Origin of the sequence: Occultella kanbiaonis, from assembly GCF_009708215.1 — a bacterium.
Lineage (GTDB): Bacteria > Actinomycetota > Actinomycetes > Actinomycetales > Beutenbergiaceae > Occultella > Occultella kanbiaonis.
Map to the genome: position 1 here is coordinate 4,348,763 of NZ_CP046175.1, position 19,317 is coordinate 4,368,079.

Genomic DNA, 19,317 nt, shown 5'->3' on the forward strand with positions numbered 1-19,317 from the left:
GCCCCTCGGCGCCCGGCGGGCCACTGGTCTCGGACCGGAAGCGCTCGTGGTCGCCGGCCTGTCCGGTGAGTGCCGGCCATCGAGATAGCCGCTTGGCCCTCGAACTAGGCGGAAATCCGGCACGATCTCGACAGCGAACAGACTAGCTCGAGCGCGGAGGGTGTCCGAGCTTCCGCGGAAGCGTGCTTACGGTCAGCCCGTGGTGAGCCTGGTCAGGCCACGCTTGATACCGCGGACCGCCTGCCCGATCCGCTGCTCGTTCTCGATGAGCGCGAACCGGACGAACCCCTCCCCGCCTGGGCCGAAGCCGACCCCGGGCGAGACGGCCACGTCGCAGGCGTTGACCAGGTGCGTGGCGAACTCGATCGAGTCCATGTCCCGGTAGGGCTCGGGGATCCGCGCCCAGGCGAACATCGTGCCCTTCGGTTTGAGGATGTCCCAGCCGATGCGGGCGAGGCCGTCGTAGAGGGTGTCCCGGCGGGACTCGTAGATGGTGCTGAGCTCGGCCGGGTACTCGGTGGCCTCGTTCAGGGTCACGGTGGCGGCGATCTGGATCGGTTGGAAGGTGCCGTAGTCGAGGTAGCTCTTCAGCTGGGACAGGGCCTTGATGACGTCCCGGCGGCCGACCATGAACGCGACCCGCCAGCCGGCCATCGAGTACGACTTCGTCATCGAGTACAGCTCGACGGCCACCTCGGTGGCACCCTCGCACTGCATGATCGACGGCGGCGTCCACCCGTCGAAGCACATGTCCGCGTAGGCGAGGTCGTGCACCAGGGCGACGTCGCGGTCCCGGGCCCAGTCGACCAGGCGCTGCAGGTCCGCCAGTTCCACCGTGGAGGTGGTCGGGTTGTGCGGGAAGGACAGCACCACCACCCGCGGCTTGGGCCAGCCCAGCTCCCAGGCCTCCATGACCCGGTCGATGTACCCGGCGCCGTCGGTGCCGTCGCCGATCGGGACCTGCCGGGTGTCGGCGCCCGCGAAGTACGGCCCCCAGATGTGGATCGGGTAGCTCGGTGTCGGCACGATCGCGGCGTCACCGGGGGCGAGCAGCACCCACATCAGGTGGCTGAAGCCCTCCTTCGCCCCGATCGTGGAGAGCACCTCGGCGTCCGGGTCGAGCGTGACGCCGAACCGCCGCTGGTACAGGTTCGCCACGGCCAGGCGCAGGTTCGGGATGCCGCGCGAGGATGAGTACCGGTGGTTACGGGCGTTCTGGGCGGCCTCGGCCAGTTTGTCGACGGCGATCTGCGGGGACGGCAGGTCCGGGTTGCCGAAGCCGAGGTCGATGACATCCCGGCCGGCGCGCCGGGCCTCCAGCTTGAGCCCGTCGATGATCGTGAACACGTACGGGGGCAGACCCTCGATGCGGCGGAAGTCCATGCCGAAACGTTACCGCCGTGTGCTGTCGAGGCGCCGCGCGGGAGTGGCACAGTGGGAGTCATGAGCACCGGCAGAGCACTCCTGGTCGTGGACGTCCAACCCACCTTCTGCGAGGGCGGTGCCCTGGCCGTCGACGGCGGCAATGCGGTTGCCGAGCGCGTCGCCGAGTTCGTTCGTGGTCACCGCGGCGACTACGACCTCGTGGTCACCACGCAGGACTGGCACATCGACCCGGGTGCACACTTCTCGGACACCCCGGACTTCATCGACTCCTGGCCCCCGCACGGTGTGGCCGGCACCCCCGAGGCGGAGCTCCATCCGGCACTGGCCGACCTGAACGCAGACGTGGCGGTGAAGAAGGGCGCCTACGAGGCGGCCTACTCCGGCTTCGAGGGTACGGACGCCGAGGGCCGCTCGCTCGCGGAGATCCTCACCGCCGCGGCCGTCGCGGACGTGGACGTGGTCGGCATCGCGGAGTCCCACTGCGTCAAGGAGACCGCTCTCGACGCGCTCGACCAGCACCTGAACACGCGCGTGTTCACGGATCTGACGGTGCCGGTGAGCCCGCAGCAGGGCGAGGCCGCGCGCGCCGAACTGGCTGCTGCCGGGGTGGTGCTGCTGCGCTCGGAGGAACTCGGCTAGACAGGTTCGGTGGTGGCACGCACTCCGAGGACCTGGCCGAAGACCCGTTTCCCGGTCGGCACGAAGCCGCACCGGAGGTAGAACTCCCCGGGCCCGCCCTCGCCCTCCACCCATAGGACGGTGATCCGGTCCCGGCCCCGCCGACGAGCCGTCTCAGTCGCGCAGGACCTGCCACATCCCGAGCATCTCCTTCGCCTCCCAGCCCAGCGACCGGTAGAGCGCCTCGGCTTCCGGTGTCGCGAAGAGACCGACGAAGTGGTGGCCTGGGGCGAGGTCACGGACCTGCCGGACCAGGCTCTCGACAATGGCCCGGCCGATTCCCCTGGCCCGATGGTCGGGGTGAACGGCGACGTCCTCGATGTAGAAGTAGAACGCTCCGTCCTCGACGACTCGCCCCATCCCGATCAGCCCGCCGTCGTGGACCACGACCCCGCAGGTCGAACCGGCGAGGGACGCGGGCATCGCCTCCCACCAGAACGCGTCGCCCCACCCGACGGCCTCAGCCAGGAAGCGGTGCTCCTCGGGCGTGGGCACCCGGGCCGTGACGGTGTAGGGCATGGTCACCTCCGTGTCGGATGTTCGCCCGCTGCTACGCCTCGTCCGGCCGGGTCGGCGCGGCGTCGAGCTCGGGCACCCGGCCGACCCCCTGGGCGTCCTCGCCCTGCTCGGCGATGAACGCGGTGAAGATCTCGGTCCGCAGCGTGGCAACCCGCGCCGCCAGCGCCTTGCGCTCGTCCTTCGTGGTGCCGGGCGCCGTGAGGAGCTGGGCCGCGTGCTCGCAATGGGACAGGCGCCTCGACCAGGCCACGGCGCGGCGGGACTCGTCGGCGTCGTCGGCGGACTCGGCGAGGTAGGCGACCTGGTCGCGCAGCACCTCGATGGTGGCCAGCACGTCCTGGACGGCCGTGCCCTTGCGCCGGGTCAGCCGGTTGGCCTGATCCTGGATGCCCTGCCAGATCTCCGGGTTCTGCTTGATCGCCTCGATCGCCTTCGGCAGAAACGGGCCGATCCACTTGATCGTCTCGACGATCGTCTTGCGGTCCACGGCCATCGGCGGCCCCCTTCCTCCTGGGTGCCAGCGCACCCGACTGGCCCAAGGCTACGTCGCGCCTACCGGGCGCGCAGGGCAGCCTCGTACAGCTCCCGCCGGCTCACCCCGTGCTCGGCGGCGACGGCCGTGGCGGCCTCCTTGAGGCGCTCCCCCGCCTCGATCCGCTCCAGCACCTCGGCCACGTGATCGGCGGGTTCGGAGACCGACGGCGTCGCACCGGCGACCACGACCGTGATCTCGCCGCGCACGCCCTCGGTGGCCCACTGCGCCAGCTCGGTCAGCGGGCCGCGGCGCACCTGCTCGTAGGTCTTCGTCAGTTCCCGGCAGACGGCGGCCGCCCGGTCGGGGCCGAACGCGTCTGCCATCGCGGCGAGCGTGTCCGCGATCCGGTGCGGCGACTCGAAGAACACCATCGTGCGCGGCTCCGCGGCGAGGGCGGCCAAGGCCCTGGCCCGCTCCCCCGGCTTGCGGGCCACGAACCCCTCGAACGTGAACCGGTCGCTGGCCAGCCCGGACAGGGCGATCGCGGTCAGCACGGCGCTCGGGCCGGGCACCGCCGTGACCCGGACGTCGGCGTCGGCGGCGGCCCGGACCACACGGAAGCCCGGGTCGGAGACGCCCGGCATGCCGGCGTCGGAGACCACCAGGACGGTGGCGCCCTCCTGCGCGGCGGCGACGAGCACCTGCGCCCGCTCGGACTCGTTGTGCTCGTGGTAGCTGATCACCTTGGACGTGAGCGTGACCCCGAGCCGGCCCGCGAGCGCCCGCAGCCGGCGGGTGTCCTCGGCCGCGATCAGGTCCGCCCGGCCGAGCAGGTCCACCAGGCGCGGCGGGGCGTCTCCGGTGTCTCCGATGGGGGTTGCCGCGAGCACGATCACCCCGGCTCCGCCGTCGGGATCAGGACCCTCGGACTCGCGATCGATTGCCACGCATGCCAGTCTGCCCCACTTACACTCGTGCGGGTGAGCCGGTCAGCAGAGGGGGCGCCCGACGTCGAGCAGGACGCCGGCGCGACCCGGCACACCGAGGCGACCGACCCCGCCACGAGCGAGCACCCTGCCGCGGACGGGGCCACCGGCCCGGACCACGAGGACCGGACTGAACCGCACCCGCACCACGCAGCCCCCGCCGTCGGGTGGTCCACCCGGGTGCGCCAAGCGCTGCGCGCGCCGAAACTGCAGTACGCGGGCCGCACCCAGGAGCAGATCGAGCGGAGCCTGCTCGGCCGGCTGCACGTGACCTCGATCCCCGGTTCACGGCTGTGGGCGTGGCTCGGCCCGGCCCTGGTGGCGGCGTTCGCCGCGGTGCTCCGGCTGGCGTACCTGGACCGGCCGGCCCGGCTCGTGTTCGACGAGACCTACTACGTCAAGCAGGCCTACTCGTTGCTCGTGCTCGGCTACGAGGGCGACTGGAACGAGGAACCCGACGAGAACTTCGCGGCTGGCGACTACTCCGACCTGCAGACCACCGCCGACTACGTGGTGCATCCGTCGGTCGGCAAGTGGATGATCGCCGCCGGGATCCGGCTGCTCGGCGTGGACAGCCCGTGGGGCTGGCGGATCAGCGCGGCGGTCGTCGGCATCATCAGCGTGTTCATGCTCGCCCGGATCGGGCGGCGGCTGTTCTCCTCGACCCTGCTCGGCTGCACCGCGGCCCTGTTCCTGGCGATCGACGGCATCCACATCGTGATGTCCCGCATCTCGATCCTCGACATCTTCCTGTCCTTCTGGGTGCTCGCCGGGTTCGGCGCGCTGCTGCTCGACCGGGAGAGGTATCGGCGCCGGCTCGCCCGGGCGGCGGCTGTCGAGATCGCCAGACATGGCTCCCTGCGGGACCCGTGGGGGCCGAAGGTCGGCGTGCGGTGGTGGCTGCTCGTGGCCGGCGTGTGCCTCGGCCTGGCGAGCGGGGTGAAGTGGTCTGGCATCTACGCGGTGGCCGTGTTCGGGCTGTTCGCGGTCGCCTGGACGATCAGCGCCCGACGGTCGGTCGGGGCGCGCCTGTGGGTGGGTGCCGGCGCCCTGCGCGACGGCGTGCCCGCCTTCCTCGCACTGGTGCCGACGGCGGCGCTCACCTATGTGCTCACGTGGCTGCCGTGGTGGCTGAACCCGAACTCCTACAACCGCCAGTGGGCCACCGAGGTGAACGCGCTCGCCGACGTGCCCGAGCGCCCGTGGATGCCGGACTGGCTGAACTCCTGGTGGGAGTACCACCTGAAGATGTGGGAGTTCCACAACAACCTCACGTCCGAGCACACCTACATGTCGCAGCCGTGGGGGTGGCTGATCCAGTGGCGGCCGACGTCGTTCGCGTGGCGCGACGTCAAGGCGGACGCCGGCGCGATGGACCTGTGCGGGGCCGAGAGGTGCGCGGGAGCCATCCTGGCCGTGGGCAACCCGATCATCTGGTGGGGCGCGGCCCTGGCTCTGGTCCTGGTGATCTGGGCGGCGCTGCGGCGTCGTGACTGGCGGGCCTGGGCGATCCTCGCGGGCTATCTCGCGATGTACGTGCCGTGGTTCGCGTACTCCGAGCGCACCATCTTCACGTTCTACACGGTCGCGCTCGTGCCGTTCGTGGTGCTCGCGCTGACCTACGTGATCGCCGAGCTGATCGGCGCGAAGGACCTACCCCTGCGCGATCGCCGGCCCGGGATCTGGACGGCGGCGGTGATCGTGGTCCTCGCGCTCGTGGTGTCCGCGTTCTACTGGCCGATCTGGAGCAACCAGTGGGTGCCGTACACGTTCTGGCGCCTGCACATGCTGCTGCCCACCTGGATCTGAGCGGCACCCCTCAGTAGTACTCGGCCGGCAGCGCGCCCGTGAGCCACGGAAGCTCGTTGTCCCGGATGAAGGTCGAGAGGGTCTCCTCCGCGGGCAGGACCCGTGGCAGCCATCCCTCGAGCAGCCCGATCAGCGCCGCGGCGTCGGCGGGGTCCGCCTGCGTGAGGACCCGCTGCCAGAGCGTCATGAACCCGCTGGGCAGGTCCGGCAGGGTCCGGAGGGTGTCGGTGACGTACTTGGGGCCCCGGAGCAGGGTGCGGTTGGCGGCGAGCGCGCACCGGGCCGCGGCCAGCGCCAGGTGCAGGGCGGCATGCCGGCGCAGGAACTCGTCACCGGACGCGTGTGCCTGCCCGAGGAAGTAGCGACCGTGCAGCCGGGCCTGGGCGAGGTGGGCGTCCACGCGCCGGTCCCACTCCTGTTCCGGCAGTGCGGCGAGTGCCGTGATCGACTCCTCGAGCCCGGGTACGGCGCTGAACAGCACCCGGGCGCCGGCGAACGAGGCGCGGGTGGGATCGTCGGCGCGGTCCGCCGCGGCGTCGAGGTAGCGCGGGCTGGCGAGCTTCACGTCCACGTAGCCGCCCGGGTAGTCCTCGTCGTGACGCTCGCTCCAGGCGAGCCGGTTCGCCCGCGCGGCGACGTCCCAGGCGGCGTCGTCGACCACGAGGTAGACGTCGAGGTCGCTGTCTGGCCGTTCGGTGCCGCGGGCGACGGAACCGACGAGGACGACGGCGAGGGTCGCCTCCTGCGCGCAGGCGTCGCTGACGTACCGCGCAAGTGCCGCCTCGTGGTGCTCCACCGGCCGCTCAGCCCTTGACCGCGCCGGACGTCATCCCGGCCACGATCTGCCGGTTGAAGACGATGTACATCACCAGCGGCGGGATCGTGATCAGGAAGATGTTCATGAACAGCAGGTTCCACTGGTTCAGGGTCTGGCTCTGGAAGTTGTACAGGGTGAGTTGCACGGTGGCGTTGTCGCTGCCCGGCAGGAAGTACAGCGGCCCGGTGAAGTCGTTGAAGACGGCCACGGCCTGCACCACGACGACGGTGACCACCACGGGCTTGAGCAGCGGCAGCACCACCTGGAAGAACAGGCGCAGCGGCCCGGCGCCGTCGATGATCGCGGCCTCGTCCAGCTCCTTCGGAATCGTCGAGACGAACGCGCGGAACAGCAGGATGCAGAACGAGAGTCCGAACGTGGCCTCGATGAAGATCATCCCGGGCATCGTCTTGAACAGCCCGATGGTCTGCAGCACCCAGATGGTCGGCACCACGGCGGGCGGCACGATCAGACCGGCCAGCACGAGGAAGTTGACCAGCGGGTTCCATCGCGAGGAGCGCCGCTGCAGCACGTAGCCCACCATCGCAGCCATGACCACCATGAGGACCACCGAGGTCACGGTGAGCACGGTGCTGTTCACGAACGCCCGCACCAGCATGTAGTCGCGGGTCTGCATCACGTCGACGAGGTTCTGCCAGAGCAGCCACTCCGTGGGCAGTGAGAGGTCCAGCAGGGACGCCTGCGGTGCGGACTTCGCGGCGGTCAGGATGATGAACGCGAACGGGACCAGGAACACCACGATCGAGACGAGCACCGCGATGGCCCCGGTCAGATTGCGGCGGAGCGCCTTGGTCTTCATCGCTCCACCTCCCTCTTGTTGAACCACAGCGAGATCGGCACGATGATCGCCGTCACCACGAGGAACAGGACCACGTTGCCGGCGGTCGAGAGCCCGTAGAAGCCTGCCTGGTACTGCTTGTAGATGACCGAGCCGATCACGTCGCTGGTGAAGCCCGGACCGCCGCGGGTCATCGCCCAGATCAGGTCGAACGCGCGCAACCCGCCGATCAGGGAGAGCAGCACCACGGTGGTGGTCGCGGGCCGGACCAGCGGCACCGTGATCCGCCAGAACCGCTGCCAGCCGTTCGCACCATCGACCCGCGCGGCCTCGTAGTACTCCGGTGGGATGGCCGCGATACCGGCGATGTAGATCAGGGTCGCGATGCCCACTCCCCTCCAGATGTCCACCAGGGCAATGGACAGCAGCGCCAGGGAGGGGTCGGTGAGCCAGCCCGGCCCTGTGATTCCGAACAGGGCGAGCGCGGAGTTGATCAGCCCGTCGAACGGGTCCATCAGCACCTTGAAGGTGATCCCGACCCCGATCGTCGAGACCAGCACCGGGAAGAAGACCACCGAGCGCAGATACCCACGGGCCGCGATCTGAGAGGTGAGGAACACCCCGAGCAGCAGCCCGAGCACCACCTTCGCCCCCGAGGTCAGGAACCCGAAGATGAAGGTGTTCGTGAACCCCCGCACCAGCATCGGCTCACTGAAGAACTGGATGAAGTTGTCCAGACCGATGAACTCGGTGTCGAACAGTGTCCAGCGGGTCAGGCTGAAGTAGAACGAGGCGAAGGTGGGGACCGCGAACAGGACGAGGTAGAACACCCCCGCCGGGATGTAGAACCAGGTGGGGTAGGAACTCTTAATCTGGCGACGTTTGGGTGGCTTCAGGGCGTCATCGGCGCTGGGACGGCTCGCGACCAGGGTCGTCATGCGATCTCCATTGATCATGTCGGCCGCCTCACGCGGGATGCGTGAGGCGGCCGCACGCGACTGTTGACTCTCAGATCAGGGCGGACCTCACCATCCCTCGAGCCCGAGCTGCTGCGCCTGCTTCTCGACATCCACGTCATAGAGCGCGGCGCCGTCCGCGGCGGGACGGATGCCCGAGCCCACCTCGACCGTGATCTGCTCCAGGCTCGGCCCCTTGATCGGGGAGAGGAACTCCAGCGCCGGCCCGGTCTGGTCCGCGTCGAAGTAGGTCTGCACGTCGGTCAGGGTGGGCGGCGCATCGTCGGGCAGGGTGCACGCATCCGTGGCGAACGGGCCGCTCGGCCCGAGCGTGTCGGTCTGGATCCGGCAGCCCTCCTCGGACAGTGCGAACGCGATGAAGCGCTGCGCCGCCTCGAGCTCATCGCCCTCGGTGGTGTTCGGGATGTACATGGCGTTGGGCAGCCACACCGTCAGCCGGGTGTCGGCGGCATCCTGCGCCGGCAGAGCGAAGACACCGACGTCCTCGACGTTGTCCGGGTAGTTCTGCCGCACGGCTCCGATGGCCGACGTCAGGATCGGGTAGTGCGCACCCTCGCCGGTCGCGAGCATCCGGACGCCGTCGTCGAAGAGCGCGGACGCATAGTCCTCGTTGAAGAAGCCCGCCTCGAAGGACTCCTGCTGGTTCACGAAGGCCTGCAACGCCGGCTGTTCGGTGTAGAACCGGTTGTGCGCGGTGTACTCCGCCGCCCAGTCCGCGTCCTGCGCCGTGACGTTCGCGAAGTCGCCGAGCACGAACAACTGGCTGGTCCAGGTGTCACCGTAGGTCTGGATGATCGGGGCCGCCGTGCCCGCCGCGAGGATCGCCTCGTTGTTCGCCACGAATCCGGCCCAGTCGGTGGGCACCTCGAGGCCCAACTCCTCGTAGATGACCCGGTTGTACATCACCGCGCCCGCCTGGGTGGTGCCCCAGGGTGCTCCGTACATGCCGGTGTCGGTGGAGACGACGGTGCGCATGTCCTCTACAAGGGAGCCGGCCCACTCCTGGTCGGAGAGGTCCACGAGGTTCTGGTCCGGGTTCAGCGCCTGGAGCAGGGAACCGGAGTTGTAGTGGAAGACGTCCGCCATCTCACCGGTCGCGAGCTTGGTCTTCATCAGGTTGTCACCCTCGGCTCCGCCGGGCTGGGTCTCGAGCGTCACGACCACATCCTCGTTCGCGGCCATGAAGGCATCGACCAGTTCCTGCGCCGCGGTGGCGCCGGGTTCGCCGTTCTGGGTGAGGAACGTGATCTCGACCTGGTCACCGCCGGAACCACCCCCGGAACTGCAGGCGGCCATCGCCGCCACCAGTGCAGCCGCCCCGAGGACGACCGAGCCCTTGCGGGCACCTTGACGCATGCTCATCCTTTACCTCCTCGTAAAGACGCCGTCGGCAATGACGACACAGCACGGACCCGATTGAATCGGTTCAAACGTATCGCTACTCTACGTGCGATTCGGCTTGCCGTCAACGACTCCGAGCAACAATTCGACAACGGGCCCACGGCCCCCGGCATTCGCCTGCCGGGCCAGACCCGAGGCATTGACAAGACCCTTGTAACGATTCAGGATGGCTGCCGAGGCTTCGCAAGCCAAGGGGCAGCGTCCGCACCCAAGATTCACCGGCCATCGTTGGCCGACACCGCAAAGGAGCAGTGACCCCATGACCGCAGCACGCCCGGTGGCGCTCGACGCCGAGGCCCCCCGCGGCACGTCCTTCGTCGCCACGCCGACGCCCCGGCTGAGCTGGCGGACCGAGACCGACGCGAGCGCCTGGACGCAGCGGTCGGCCGAGCTCGAGTTCACCTCGGCCCGCGGGTCCAGCACCGCCACCGTCGACTCGGGCGACTCCGTCCTGGTGCCATGGCCCTTCGAGGCGCTCACGCCCGGCCAGGACGGCGAGGTCCGGGTGCGCGTCACCGGCGCCGACGGCGCCACCTCCGACTGGAGCGAACCCCTCACCGTGCGGGCCGGCTTCCTGGCGCCGGGCACGTGGCGCGCCCAGCCGATCGGGCTCACCGAGCCCACCAAACCGGCCGAGCCCGGCCTGGTCCGGACCGAGTTCGAGCTGCCCGCCCCGGTCCGCCGCGCCACCCTGTTCGCGACCGCGACCGGCGCCTACCAGGTCGCCATCAACGGCAGCGACGTCGACGACCAGGTGCTCAAGCCCGGTTGGACGCCGTACCAGTACCGGCTCATCCACGAGACCACCGACGTGACCACGCTGCTCGCCGAGGGCGCCAACGCCGTCGGGATCCGCTTCGCCGGCGCCTGGGCCACCGAACGGTACGGCTTCCGCGACCGCGCCCACCGCGTCTACGCCGAGCAGCCGTCCGTCGCGCTCCAGTTGATCGTCGAGCACACCGACGGCACCACCACCGAACTCGTCACCGACGGCACCTGGCGGGCCGGCCACGGGCCGATCACCGCGAGCGGGATCTACGCGGGCGAGTCCCACGACGCCCGGCTCGCCCAGCCCGGCTGGTCCGCCGCAGGCTTCGACGACGGCGGGTGGTCGCCGGCGCGCACGGACGAACCGACGATCGTCCCCGAGCCGCGCACGTCCCCGCCGGTCCGGCGGATCGAGGAGGTGGCCGTCGCCGAGGTGATCACCACCCCGTCCGGGCGCACCCTCCTGGACTTCGGGCAGAACCTGGTCGGGCGGCTGCGGATCACCGTCGACGGCCCGGAGGGGCGCATCATCACGCTGCGGCACGCGGAGGTACTCGAGCACGGTGAGCTCGGGGTGCGGCCGCTGCGCGCCGCCGCGGCCACGGACACCTACACGCTCGCCGGAACCGGCGAGCAGACCTGGGAGCCGGAGTTCAGTTTCCACGGGTTCCGGTACGCCGAGGTGGCCGGCTGGCCCGGTGACCTCGATCCGGCGTCCGTGGTGGCCGTGGTGATCCACAGCGACATGGAGCGCACCGGCTGGTTCACGAGCTCGCACGACCTGGTGAACCGGCTGCACGAGAACGTCGTCTGGGGCCAGCGCGGCAACTTCCTCTACCTGCCCACCGACTGCCCCCAGCGGGACGAGCGGCTCGGCTGGACCGGTGACATCCAGGTGTTCGCGCCGACGGCGAGCTTCCTGTTCGACTCCCGGACGTTCCTGTCCTCGTGGCTCGCCGACCTCGCCCTCGAACAGCGCGCCGCCGACGGCGTGGTGCCGTTCATCGTGCCGAACGTGCTCGGGCCGGTCCGGCCGGCCGCGGCCTGGGGCGATGCCGCCACGGTGGTGCCCTCGGTGCTGCTGGAGCGGTTCTCCGACCGCGGCACCCTCGAGGCGCAGTACGAGTCGATGACGGCGTGGACCGACCACCTCCTCGACCTCGCCGGCGAGCGGCACCTGTGGGAGGGCCGGTTCCAGTTCGGGGACTGGCTGGACCCGACGGCGCCGCCCGAGAGCCCGGCCGACGCGAAGGCCCATCCGGACATCGTGGCCAGCGCCTACGTGTTCCGCTCCGCCGATCTCGTGGCGCGCGCGGCCGCCGTCCTCGGGCGCGACGCGGACGCACAGCGCTACCGCGACCGGGCCGAGCAGGTCCGGGCCGCGTTCCTGGCCGAGTACGTGACGCCGGCCGGGCGGATGATGTCCGACGCGCAGACCGCGTACGCGCTGGCCATCGTGTTCGACATCGCCCCGGCCACCCAGCACGACGCGCTGGGGCGGCGCCTGGCCGAACTGGTCCGCGAGAGCGGCTACCGGATCGGCACCGGGTTCGTCGGCACGCCGATCATTCAGGACGCGCTGACCCGGACCGGCCACCTGGACGTGGCCACCCGGCTGCTCACCCAGACCGAGTGCCCGTCCTGGCTGTACCCGGTCACGATGGGCGCCACGACGATCTGGGAGCGCTGGGACAGCACCCTCCCCGACGGGTCCATCAACCCCGGCCAGATGACGTCGTTCAACCACTACGCCCTGGGCGCCATCGCCGACTGGCTGCACCGCACCGTCGCCGGCCTCGCCCCGTCCGAGCCGGGCTACCGCACCCTGCTCATCCAACCCCGGCCACTGCCCGGCTTCACCCACGCCCGGGCCGAGCACCGCACGCCGTACGGAACGGCCGCCGTCGGCTGGCGTCGCGACGGCGACACGGTGACCGTCACGGCCACGGTGCCACCGAACACCCAGGCCCGGGTCGTCCTGCCCGGCACCGGCGAGGAACTGACGGTCTCCTCCGGCGACCACGAGTGGTCCGTGCCGATGCCGGTCGCCGCCGCGACCCCCGGCCCGGTGGACCTGGACACCAGCCTCGCGGCCGTGATCGACGACGAGCAGGCGTACGCGACCCTGCTCCGGGTGCTCGGCGAGCACAGCGCCGACGCCGCCGAGGAGGTCCGCGCGCACACCACCTGGGTGCCCGGGCGGACCCTGCGCGAGCGGCTCGATCATGCGGCCGGCCCGGACGCCACGGACCGGCTGGCCGAGGCCTTCGCCGAGCTGAGCGCCGGGCGCGGCCACTAGAGGCGGACCCGCAGGAGGTCGTGGACGAGGGGGCGCGGACCCGATCAGGTCCCGGTCAGCACCCGCTCGATCACGTCGGCCCCGCGGGCCGCGCCACCGGCGGCGACGCTCTCGTGGTGCATCCGGGCGAGGGCGTCGTGCACGGCGTCGTCTCCGGCCACCGCGTCGATGGCCGCCCAGACGGCGTCTGCGTCGAGGTGCTCCGGGCTGAGCGTCCGGCCGAGCCCGAGCTCGGCGATCCGGTCGGCGTTGGCCCGCTGCTCCGCCATCTGTGGCAGCGACACCATCGGGACCCGGTACTGGATCGCCTCCATCGTGCTGCCCATGCCGGCGTGGGTCACGAACGCGTCCGCATGCCGCAGCACCGCCAGTTGCGGCACCCGCACGTGGATCTCCACGTTCTCCGGGGCGTCCTCGAAGAGGCCGGGGTCGACCTGGTCACCGATCGCGAGCACCAGGTGCCAGGGCCGGCCGGCGGCCGAGTCGACCATCATCCGGAAGAACTCGGGCCGGGCGTTGTAGGCGGTGCCGAGGGAGGCCAGCACGATCGGGGCGCCGCCGGCAGGAGGCGTCCAGTCCGACTGGAACTCCCGCTCGGTCAGGCCCGGCCCGATGAAGTCCCAACCCTCGAAGGTCTCCCCCGCGAACTGGAACGCGCGGGGGATCGTGACCAGTCTCGCCGCCGCCGAGCCGCCCTGCATGAAGCCGCCCACGTCACCGATGCCCTGGCGGCGCAGGTACCGGGCGATCCGGACCATCTGCCACAGGAACCGCGGGTCGGCCGGGTTGATCCGGGTGTAGGCGTTCATCGACCAGTGCTCGTTGCCGACGAAGTTGGGCCACGTCTCCACCGCCGGCACCTGCCACCGGTGCGCCAGTACCCGGCCCCACCAGGCCAGGGTCCCGTCGTGCAGCACGAGGTCCGGGGCGGGCGCGTCGGCGAGTTCGGGGACCAGGGCGGCGGTCTCGTCCAGCAGCAGCCCCATCGCCCGGATCAGTTCCTTGCCGTGCATCTGGGGCGGGCCGCCGTCGAGCCGTTCCCAGGTGGAGGTGACCGGTTCGAACCGAGCCCCGGTCTCGGCGATCCGGTCCTCGAACATGCGGGGTGCCCAGTACGTCACGTCATGGCCCCGTCGGACGAGCTCGGTCACCACCCCGAGGGTGGGGTTGACGTGTCCTGCTCCGAGGGGCCCGTAGGCGTAGATGGTCGCCACGGACGACCATGCTAGGTGCACGCTCGATCGGCACGAGCAGACCGGGGCGACATGCCCCGCGGGACGCAGCGACCGCCGTCGGCCCGGCATGAAGGGCCGGCCGACGGCGGTCGGTGGGTCTGCCTACGAGGAGGCGACGGCGGGGCTGCTCAGGCGAGGTGCGCGGGCTTGCCCCAGGACACGTTGTCCGGGTTGCCGCCGTAGCGGTGGTTGCGGTCGAGGCCGGCGATCCGGGCGACGTCGCCGTCGGTGAGGCGCACGTCGACGGCGGCGAGGTTCTCCGCGATCCGGGACGGCGTCACGGACTTCGGGATCACCACGTTGCCGACGGCCAGGTGCCACGCGAGGACCACCTGGGCCGGGGTGACCTGGTGCGCGGCGGCGATCTCGGTGAACACCGGGTCCTCGAGCAGGCCGCGTCCGGAGCCGAGCGGGGACCACGCCTCGGTCGCGATGTTGTGCTCGGCGTGGAACGCCTTGAGCTCGTTCTGCTGCAGGTACGGGTGCGACTCGACCTGGTTCAGCACCGGGGTCACCCCGGTCTCGCCGATGATCCGCTCGAGGTGGGGGATCTGGAAGTTCGAGACGCCGATCGAGCGCACCCGGCCCTCGTTCAGCAGGGTCACGAACGCCTTCCAGGTGTCCGAGTACAGGTCCCACGCCGGCGCGGCCCAGTGGATCAGGTACAGGTCGACGGTCTCCAGGCCGAGCTTGGCGAGGCTGTCGTCGTAGGCGCGCAGGGTGGAGTCGTAGCCCTGGTCCGGGTTGTTCAGCTTGGTGGTCACGTACACCTCGTCGCGGGCGAGTCCGGACTCGGCGATCGCGCGGCCGACGCCGGCCTCGTTCCCGTAGGCGGCGGCCGTGTCGATGAGGCGGTAGCCGACGCGCAGGGCCTCGGCGACGGCGGTGTGCGCCTCGTCGTCGGGAACCTGCCAGACGCCGAACCCGAGCTGCGGGATCGTCGATCCGTCGGAGAGGGAGTGTGCGGGGACGTGTGCGGGGTAGCTGGTCACGATCGACCAGCCTAGCCCCCGCCCGCGCGCGCACGCGATGTCATGCACACCAGGTGCGAGGTCACGCCGGGGCGTTCAGGTCCGCGGGATCCAGCGACGCCCGACCTCCTCGGGCGTGGGCCCCGGCCCCGGCAGGTCGGCGGCGCCGCGGCCGGTCGCACCCACCGGGGCGCCGTCCCCGGCGATGCCGTCGAACCAGATGGTCAGGTACCTCCGGCGCAGGGCCTGGGTGCGCTCGGGGTCCGCCCCGACGACCGCGGTGACCTGGTCGAAGAGCAGGGTCAGGTCCTCGGCCACGAGCCCGGGGCGCAGCACCCCGGCGTCGCGGGCCGCCTCGAAGATCCGCACCCCGAGCGCGGAGGCATCCTGCGCGAGCCGCCCCAGTTCCTCCGACGGCGTGAACGTGCCGGCCAGGTTCACGGTCAGCGCGTGCACGTCGGCGTCGATGATGCCGGAGACGAACTCGGTGAACGTGGTCCACGGGTCCGCGCCCGTGTCCAGGCACGTCTGCGCGATCTCGGCGAACCGCTCGAGGCCGTCCGCGCAGAGCCGGCGGAGCAGGTCCTCCTTGCCCTCGTACCGGTGGTAGAGGGCACTGATGCCGACGCCCGCCTCCTTCGCGACCGCGGACATCGGTGCCGCCGCGTCCCGCAGGAACACGGTGCGCGCGGCGAGCAGGATGAGCCCGTCGTTGCGGGCGGCCTGGGCACGCCGGCCGCTGAGGGCGGGGGTGGAGGTCTGATCCATGACGACATGCTATCCCTTGTGCGGAACGGAGCATTCCGTTACACTCACATCATGCGGAACAAATCGTTCCGTTCCAAGTCTGAGGAGAGTCGGATGACCGCATCGGCCAGCACCACCTGGACCGTTCTCACACAGGCCCACGCCGCCCTGCGGAGCGTCGCCACCGCGGTGAGCGAAGCCCCGGCCGAGCGGTGGGACGCCCCCACCCCATGCCAGGACTGGACCGTGACCCAGGTCCTCACCCACGCGACGGGCGACCAGCGGGCCTACGCCGCGGCCCTCACCGGAACCGGCGGCCCGACGGAGGACCCGTTCTCGCCGTCGGCCACGCGCACGGCGGACCCGGTCGCCGAGGTGACAGCGGCCACCGAGGCCGCCGCAGCGGCCTTCGCCGGCGTGGCCCCGGGCGCCGAGGCGGTCCCGAACCCACTCCCCCAGGGGCCGATGAGCGCAGAGCTCGCGGTCGGCGCGGCGGCGCTGGACGCCGCGGTGCACGCCTGGGACGTCGCGATGGCGATCGGCGCGCCCAGCCCGCTCACGGCGGACCTGGCAGCGGCGCTGCTGCCCACCGCACACACGCTCGTGGAGCCGCTGCGTGCCTGGGGCGTCTACGCCCCGGTCGTGCCCGGCGCCACCGCGGACCCTGCCGACGAACTGCTCCGGTTCCTCGGCCGCAACCCCGAATGGAAGGCCTGACCCATGTCCGAGATCACCCCCACCACGATCGACATCCCCCAAGCAGACCTCGACGACCTCTCCGACCGGCTGGCCCGGACCCGCTGGGCGGACGAGATCGAGGGATCCGGCTCCGAGTACGGCACCAGCCTGGCCCAGGTGCGCGAGTGGGCCGAGTACTGGCGCACCTCGTTCGACTGGCGCGCGCTCGAGGCCCGGCTGAACGCCTACCCGCAGTTCACCACCGAGATCGACGGGCAGCGCATCCACTTCCTGCACGTGCGCTCACCCCGTCCGGACGCCACCGCGCTGATCCTCACGCACGGCTGGCCGGGCTCGGTCCTGGAGTACCTGGACGTGATCGACCCGCTCGTCGCGGCAGGGTTCGACCTGGTCATCCCGTCGCTACCCGGCTTCGGCTTCTCCGGACCCACCACCGAGCGGGGCTGGGGCGTGCCGCGCATCGCGGCCGCGTGGGTCGAGCTCATGAACCGGCTCGGCTACGACCGCTACGGGGCGGTGGGCAACGACGCGGGATCGATGATCTCGCCCGAGGTGGGCCGGCTCGCACCCGAGTCCGTCATCGGCGTGCACGTCACCCAGTTGTTCTCGTTCCCGTCCGGCGACCCGGCCGAGCTGGCGGATCTGACGCCCGAGGAGCAGGCCGGCATGGAACGGCTGAGCTGGTTCTGGGAGAACATGGGCGCCTTCAACGTGCTCCAGACCCAGGCGCCGCAGACGCTGGCACACGCCCTCGCCGACTCCCCGGTCGGCCTGCTCGGCTGGAACGGGCAGCTCCTGGTGGGGCTGGACACCGAGTTCGTGGTCGCGAACGCGGCGGTCTACTGGCTCACCGGCACCAGCGGGTCCTCGATCCGGATGTACCGGGAGATGGCCGCCGATCCCAGGCCGGCCGGACCCACCACCACGCCGACGGCGCTGGCGGCCGGCGCGAAGGACTTCCTCTCGATCCGCCGGTTCGCCGACCGCGACCACGCCGCGATCGTGCGCTGGCACGTGTTCGACGTGCCGGGGCACTACACGGCGCACGAGGCGCCGCAGGTGATCGTCGATGACGTCACGGCGTTCTTCGCACAGCTCGCCTCCGGCGTGGGCCGGGCCGACTGAGGCCCGACGGCGTCCGCTCGCTCGCGCGGGCCGGCTGCGCTCCCCCGGTGGGTCACCCCCCACCGGGGACGGCGCATCAGCCGACCGGCGCGAGCACGTTCGCCTCGTGCGGGTACCCGGCGGCACCCCAGAACGGCTCGTGGGCGGCCAGGCGCGGCGCGAACGTCTCCCAGTCCCGGTCGGACTGGGCGGACCAGGCCACCTCGGCAACGGCGGCCAGCCGCGGCAGCAGCATGGTGAACAGGTCCGCCTCGGTGACGATCGTCTCGGTCCACAGAGCGGCCTCGACGCCCACGATCGCGGCCGGGTCCACGCCGGGCAGGTACTGCTCCGGGTCCCAGTCGTAACTGTCCCGCACGCCCACGGTGCCGGCCCAGTCCAGGCCGAGCGGGTAGTCGTCGTGGTACTTCATGTCCAGGTACACGTGCTTGGCCGGGCTCAGGATGACGCCGACGCCACGCTGTGCCGCGGCCGCGATCGGCGCCGGGTCGGAGTTCGTGTCCCACAGCTGCACCAGCGTGCCCTCGGGCAGGTCCGCCGCGGCGCCCTCGCCCCAGACGATCGGGGTCTTGCCGGCGGCGGCGGTCAGCGCCGCCGCGGCCTCGATGAACTCGACGTACTCGGCGGCCTCCATGGTGTGCACCTCGTCGCCGCCGATGTGCAGGTACGGGCCCGGGGTGAGCGCCGCGAGGTCGCCGATCACGTCGGTCAGGAAGCCGGTGGTGGCCGGCAGGGCGAGGGTGAGCTGGGAGAAGCCGACGTCGGTGCCCGTGTAGACCTCGGTCGCCGCGCCGCCGGCGTTGAGCTCGGGGACGGCGTGCAGGGCGGCGTTCGTGTGGCCGGGCAGGTCGATCTCACCGACCACCTCGATGCCACGCTGGGCCGCGTACTCGGTGAGGCCGGCCAGGTCGGCGGCGCTCAGGTGCCCACCGGGCGCGCCGCCGACGGCGGTGGCGCTGGACTGCTCGGTCAGCTCGGGGCGGCTCGCGGACTCGAAGCGCCAGCCCTGGTCGTCGGTGAGGTGCAGGTGCAGGACGTTCAGCTTGTAGGCGGCCATCAGATCGATGACCCGGCGCAGCGCCGGCACCCCGAAGAAGTGCCGGACCACGTCGATCATGAGCCCGCGGCGGGCGAACCGGGGGGCGTCCTCGATCCGCAGCGCCGGGACGGCGCCGTCGGCGGCGAGCGCGCGCAGCTGGACCAGCGTGGCCAGCCCGCGGACCAGCCCGGCGGTGCTGCCGTCGATGTGGATCCGGTCGGCGTCGACCGTGAGCGTGTACGCCTCACCGGGCTGCGCACCCAGGGTGAGCTCGACGGTGTCGGAGGCATCGCCGTCGGCGTCCAGGCCGAGGCCGAGCAGCCGCGCGGCGTACCGGGCCACCCCCGGCGGCGCGACCAGCGCCGTGTTCTCGGTGAAGACGAACCCGTCACCGGGGCGGGTCTCGAGGTGGGTGGGGGCCGGGACGAGCAGCAGGCTCACGCGGAACTCCTTGGCGGAACGTGTGGGGGATCGGTACCACGCTACTAGCACGCGTTGCACCGTCAGTGATGTTCAGTTCTGTGCAGATCCGTGCGCTGCGTGTGGGCGACCTGTCACCGTGGGGGGCCAGCCTGTCACCGGCAAGG

The 19,317-nt window shown here is 71.2% G+C and carries 17 protein-coding genes; 5 read left to right on the plus strand and 12 right to left on the minus strand.

Annotation, left to right across the window (positions count from 1 at the left end):
- Positions 1-192: 192 nt before the first annotated feature.
- On the minus strand, positions 193-1,383 hold the full coding sequence (locus GKS42_RS19985) for an aminotransferase class I/II-fold pyridoxal phosphate-dependent enzyme (RefSeq protein WP_154795417.1): 1,191 nt from the start codon (positions 1,381-1,383) through the stop codon (positions 193-195).
- 60 nt (positions 1,384-1,443) lie between these two features.
- On the opposite strand from GKS42_RS19985, the gene GKS42_RS19990 reads away from it, so the two are divergent.
- Positions 1,444-2,025, plus strand: coding sequence for an isochorismatase family protein (locus tag GKS42_RS19990; RefSeq protein ID WP_154795418.1), 582 nt, complete (start codon positions 1,444-1,446; stop codon positions 2,023-2,025).
- A 153-nt stretch (positions 2,026-2,178) separates the two neighbouring features.
- Here GKS42_RS19990 and GKS42_RS19995 read toward each other — a convergent pair whose 3' ends face one another.
- From GKS42_RS19995 to rsmI, 3 genes are read right to left on the minus strand one after another with little or no spacing between them, the layout of a single operon-like run.
- Positions 2,179-2,583, minus strand: a complete 405-nt coding sequence (locus GKS42_RS19995; RefSeq protein WP_154795419.1) for a GNAT family N-acetyltransferase — start codon at positions 2,581-2,583, stop codon at positions 2,179-2,181.
- Positions 2,584-2,614: 31 nt separating this feature from the next.
- Positions 2,615-3,076: a hypothetical protein gene (locus GKS42_RS20000; protein WP_154795420.1), complete on the minus strand. Its 462-nt coding sequence runs from the start codon at positions 3,074-3,076 to the stop codon at positions 2,615-2,617.
- A gap of 59 nt (positions 3,077-3,135) precedes the next feature.
- Positions 3,136-4,005: a 16S rRNA (cytidine(1402)-2'-O)-methyltransferase gene (rsmI, locus tag GKS42_RS20005; RefSeq protein ID WP_154795421.1), complete on the minus strand. Its 870-nt coding sequence runs from the start codon at positions 4,003-4,005 to the stop codon at positions 3,136-3,138.
- A gap of 33 nt (positions 4,006-4,038) precedes the next feature.
- Between rsmI and GKS42_RS20010 the strand changes: the two genes are divergently transcribed.
- Entirely contained in the window at positions 4,039-5,853 is a 1,815-nt protein-coding gene (locus tag GKS42_RS20010; protein ID WP_168217911.1) for a dolichyl-phosphate-mannose--protein mannosyltransferase, read from the plus strand.
- 10 nt (positions 5,854-5,863) lie between these two features.
- Here the strand turns inward: GKS42_RS20010 and GKS42_RS20015 are convergent, their stop codons facing one another.
- The 4 genes from GKS42_RS20015 to GKS42_RS20030 all read right to left on the minus strand — a co-directional run bounded on the left by GKS42_RS20015 (position 5,864) and on the right by GKS42_RS20030 (position 9,808).
- Positions 5,864-6,649, minus strand: coding sequence for a nucleotidyltransferase domain-containing protein (locus GKS42_RS20015; RefSeq protein WP_154795423.1), 786 nt, complete (start codon positions 6,647-6,649; stop codon positions 5,864-5,866).
- A 7-nt stretch (positions 6,650-6,656) separates the two neighbouring features.
- The gene (locus GKS42_RS20020) at positions 6,657-7,490 is read right to left on the minus strand and encodes a carbohydrate ABC transporter permease (protein ID WP_154795424.1); all 834 of its coding nucleotides are present in this window, start codon (positions 7,488-7,490) and stop codon (positions 6,657-6,659) included.
- A complete protein-coding gene (locus GKS42_RS20025; RefSeq protein ID WP_154795425.1) occupies positions 7,487-8,407 on the minus strand; it encodes a carbohydrate ABC transporter permease in 921 nt (306 codons plus the stop codon). Before GKS42_RS20025 ends, GKS42_RS20020 begins: the two co-directional genes overlap by 4 nt.
- A gap of 87 nt (positions 8,408-8,494) precedes the next feature.
- On the minus strand, positions 8,495-9,808 hold the full coding sequence (locus GKS42_RS20030) for an ABC transporter substrate-binding protein (RefSeq protein ID WP_154795426.1): 1,314 nt from the start codon (positions 9,806-9,808) through the stop codon (positions 8,495-8,497).
- 298 nt (positions 9,809-10,106) lie between these two features.
- Between GKS42_RS20030 and GKS42_RS20035 the strand changes: the two genes are divergently transcribed.
- Positions 10,107-12,914 (plus strand): family 78 glycoside hydrolase catalytic domain, encoded by a 2,808-nt coding sequence (locus tag GKS42_RS20035; protein WP_154795427.1) that lies wholly within the window; start codon positions 10,107-10,109, stop codon positions 12,912-12,914.
- 44 nt (positions 12,915-12,958) lie between these two features.
- Here GKS42_RS20035 and GKS42_RS20040 read toward each other — a convergent pair whose 3' ends face one another.
- From GKS42_RS20040 to GKS42_RS20050, 3 genes are all read right to left on the minus strand, one after another.
- Positions 12,959-14,128 carry a macrolide family glycosyltransferase gene (locus GKS42_RS20040; RefSeq protein WP_154795428.1) on the minus strand — a complete coding sequence of 390 codons (1,170 nt, stop codon included), beginning with the start codon at positions 14,126-14,128 and terminating at the stop codon, positions 12,959-12,961.
- Positions 14,129-14,277: 149 nt separating this feature from the next.
- Complete coding sequence (locus GKS42_RS20045; RefSeq protein WP_154795429.1) at positions 14,278-15,141, minus strand: aldo/keto reductase; 864 nt, start codon at positions 15,139-15,141, stop codon at positions 14,278-14,280.
- Between the two features lie 75 nt (positions 15,142-15,216).
- Positions 15,217-15,888, minus strand: coding sequence for a TetR/AcrR family transcriptional regulator (locus tag GKS42_RS20050; protein WP_154795430.1), 672 nt, complete (start codon positions 15,886-15,888; stop codon positions 15,217-15,219).
- A 93-nt stretch (positions 15,889-15,981) separates the two neighbouring features.
- Between GKS42_RS20050 and GKS42_RS20055 the strand changes: the two genes are divergently transcribed.
- Both GKS42_RS20055 and GKS42_RS20060 read left to right on the plus strand, forming a co-directional pair.
- Positions 15,982-16,584, plus strand: a complete 603-nt coding sequence (locus GKS42_RS20055) for a TIGR03086 family metal-binding protein (RefSeq protein ID WP_154795431.1) — start codon at positions 15,982-15,984, stop codon at positions 16,582-16,584.
- Between the two features lie 3 nt (positions 16,585-16,587).
- Positions 16,588-17,691: an epoxide hydrolase family protein gene (locus GKS42_RS20060; protein ID WP_154795432.1), complete on the plus strand. Its 1,104-nt coding sequence runs from the start codon at positions 16,588-16,590 to the stop codon at positions 17,689-17,691.
- A gap of 76 nt (positions 17,692-17,767) precedes the next feature.
- Here the strand turns inward: GKS42_RS20060 and GKS42_RS20065 are convergent, their stop codons facing one another.
- Positions 17,768-19,171 (minus strand): family 20 glycosylhydrolase, encoded by a 1,404-nt coding sequence (locus GKS42_RS20065; protein WP_154795433.1) that lies wholly within the window; start codon positions 19,169-19,171, stop codon positions 17,768-17,770.
- Between the last annotated feature and the right edge of the window lie 146 nt (positions 19,172-19,317).

Bases quoted from the DNA above. Each gene is read 5' to 3' on its own strand.
- GKS42_RS19985 (WP_154795417.1), bottom strand. From the start codon at position 1,383: ATGGACTTCCGCCGCATCGAGGGTCTGCCCCCGTACGTGTTCACGATC.
- GKS42_RS19990 (WP_154795418.1), top strand. From the start codon at position 1,444: ATGAGCACCGGCAGAGCACTCCTGGTCGTGGACGTCCAACCCACCTTC.
- GKS42_RS19995 (WP_154795419.1), bottom strand. From the start codon at position 2,583: ATGCCCTACACCGTCACGGCCCGGGTGCCCACGCCCGAGGAGCACCGC.
- GKS42_RS20000 (WP_154795420.1), bottom strand. From the start codon at position 3,076: ATGGCCGTGGACCGCAAGACGATCGTCGAGACGATCAAGTGGATCGGC.
- GKS42_RS20020 (WP_154795424.1), bottom strand. From the start codon at position 7,490: ATGAAGACCAAGGCGCTCCGCCGCAATCTGACCGGGGCCATCGCGGTG.
- GKS42_RS20025 (WP_154795425.1), bottom strand. From the start codon at position 8,407: ATGACGACCCTGGTCGCGAGCCGTCCCAGCGCCGATGACGCCCTGAAG.
- GKS42_RS20030 (WP_154795426.1), bottom strand. From the start codon at position 9,808: ATGAGCATGCGTCAAGGTGCCCGCAAGGGCTCGGTCGTCCTCGGGGCG.
- GKS42_RS20035 (WP_154795427.1), top strand. From the start codon at position 10,107: ATGACCGCAGCACGCCCGGTGGCGCTCGACGCCGAGGCCCCCCGCGGC.
- GKS42_RS20050 (WP_154795430.1), bottom strand. From the start codon at position 15,888: ATGGATCAGACCTCCACCCCCGCCCTCAGCGGCCGGCGTGCCCAGGCC.
- GKS42_RS20055 (WP_154795431.1), top strand. From the start codon at position 15,982: ATGACCGCATCGGCCAGCACCACCTGGACCGTTCTCACACAGGCCCAC.
- GKS42_RS20060 (WP_154795432.1), top strand. From the start codon at position 16,588: ATGTCCGAGATCACCCCCACCACGATCGACATCCCCCAAGCAGACCTC.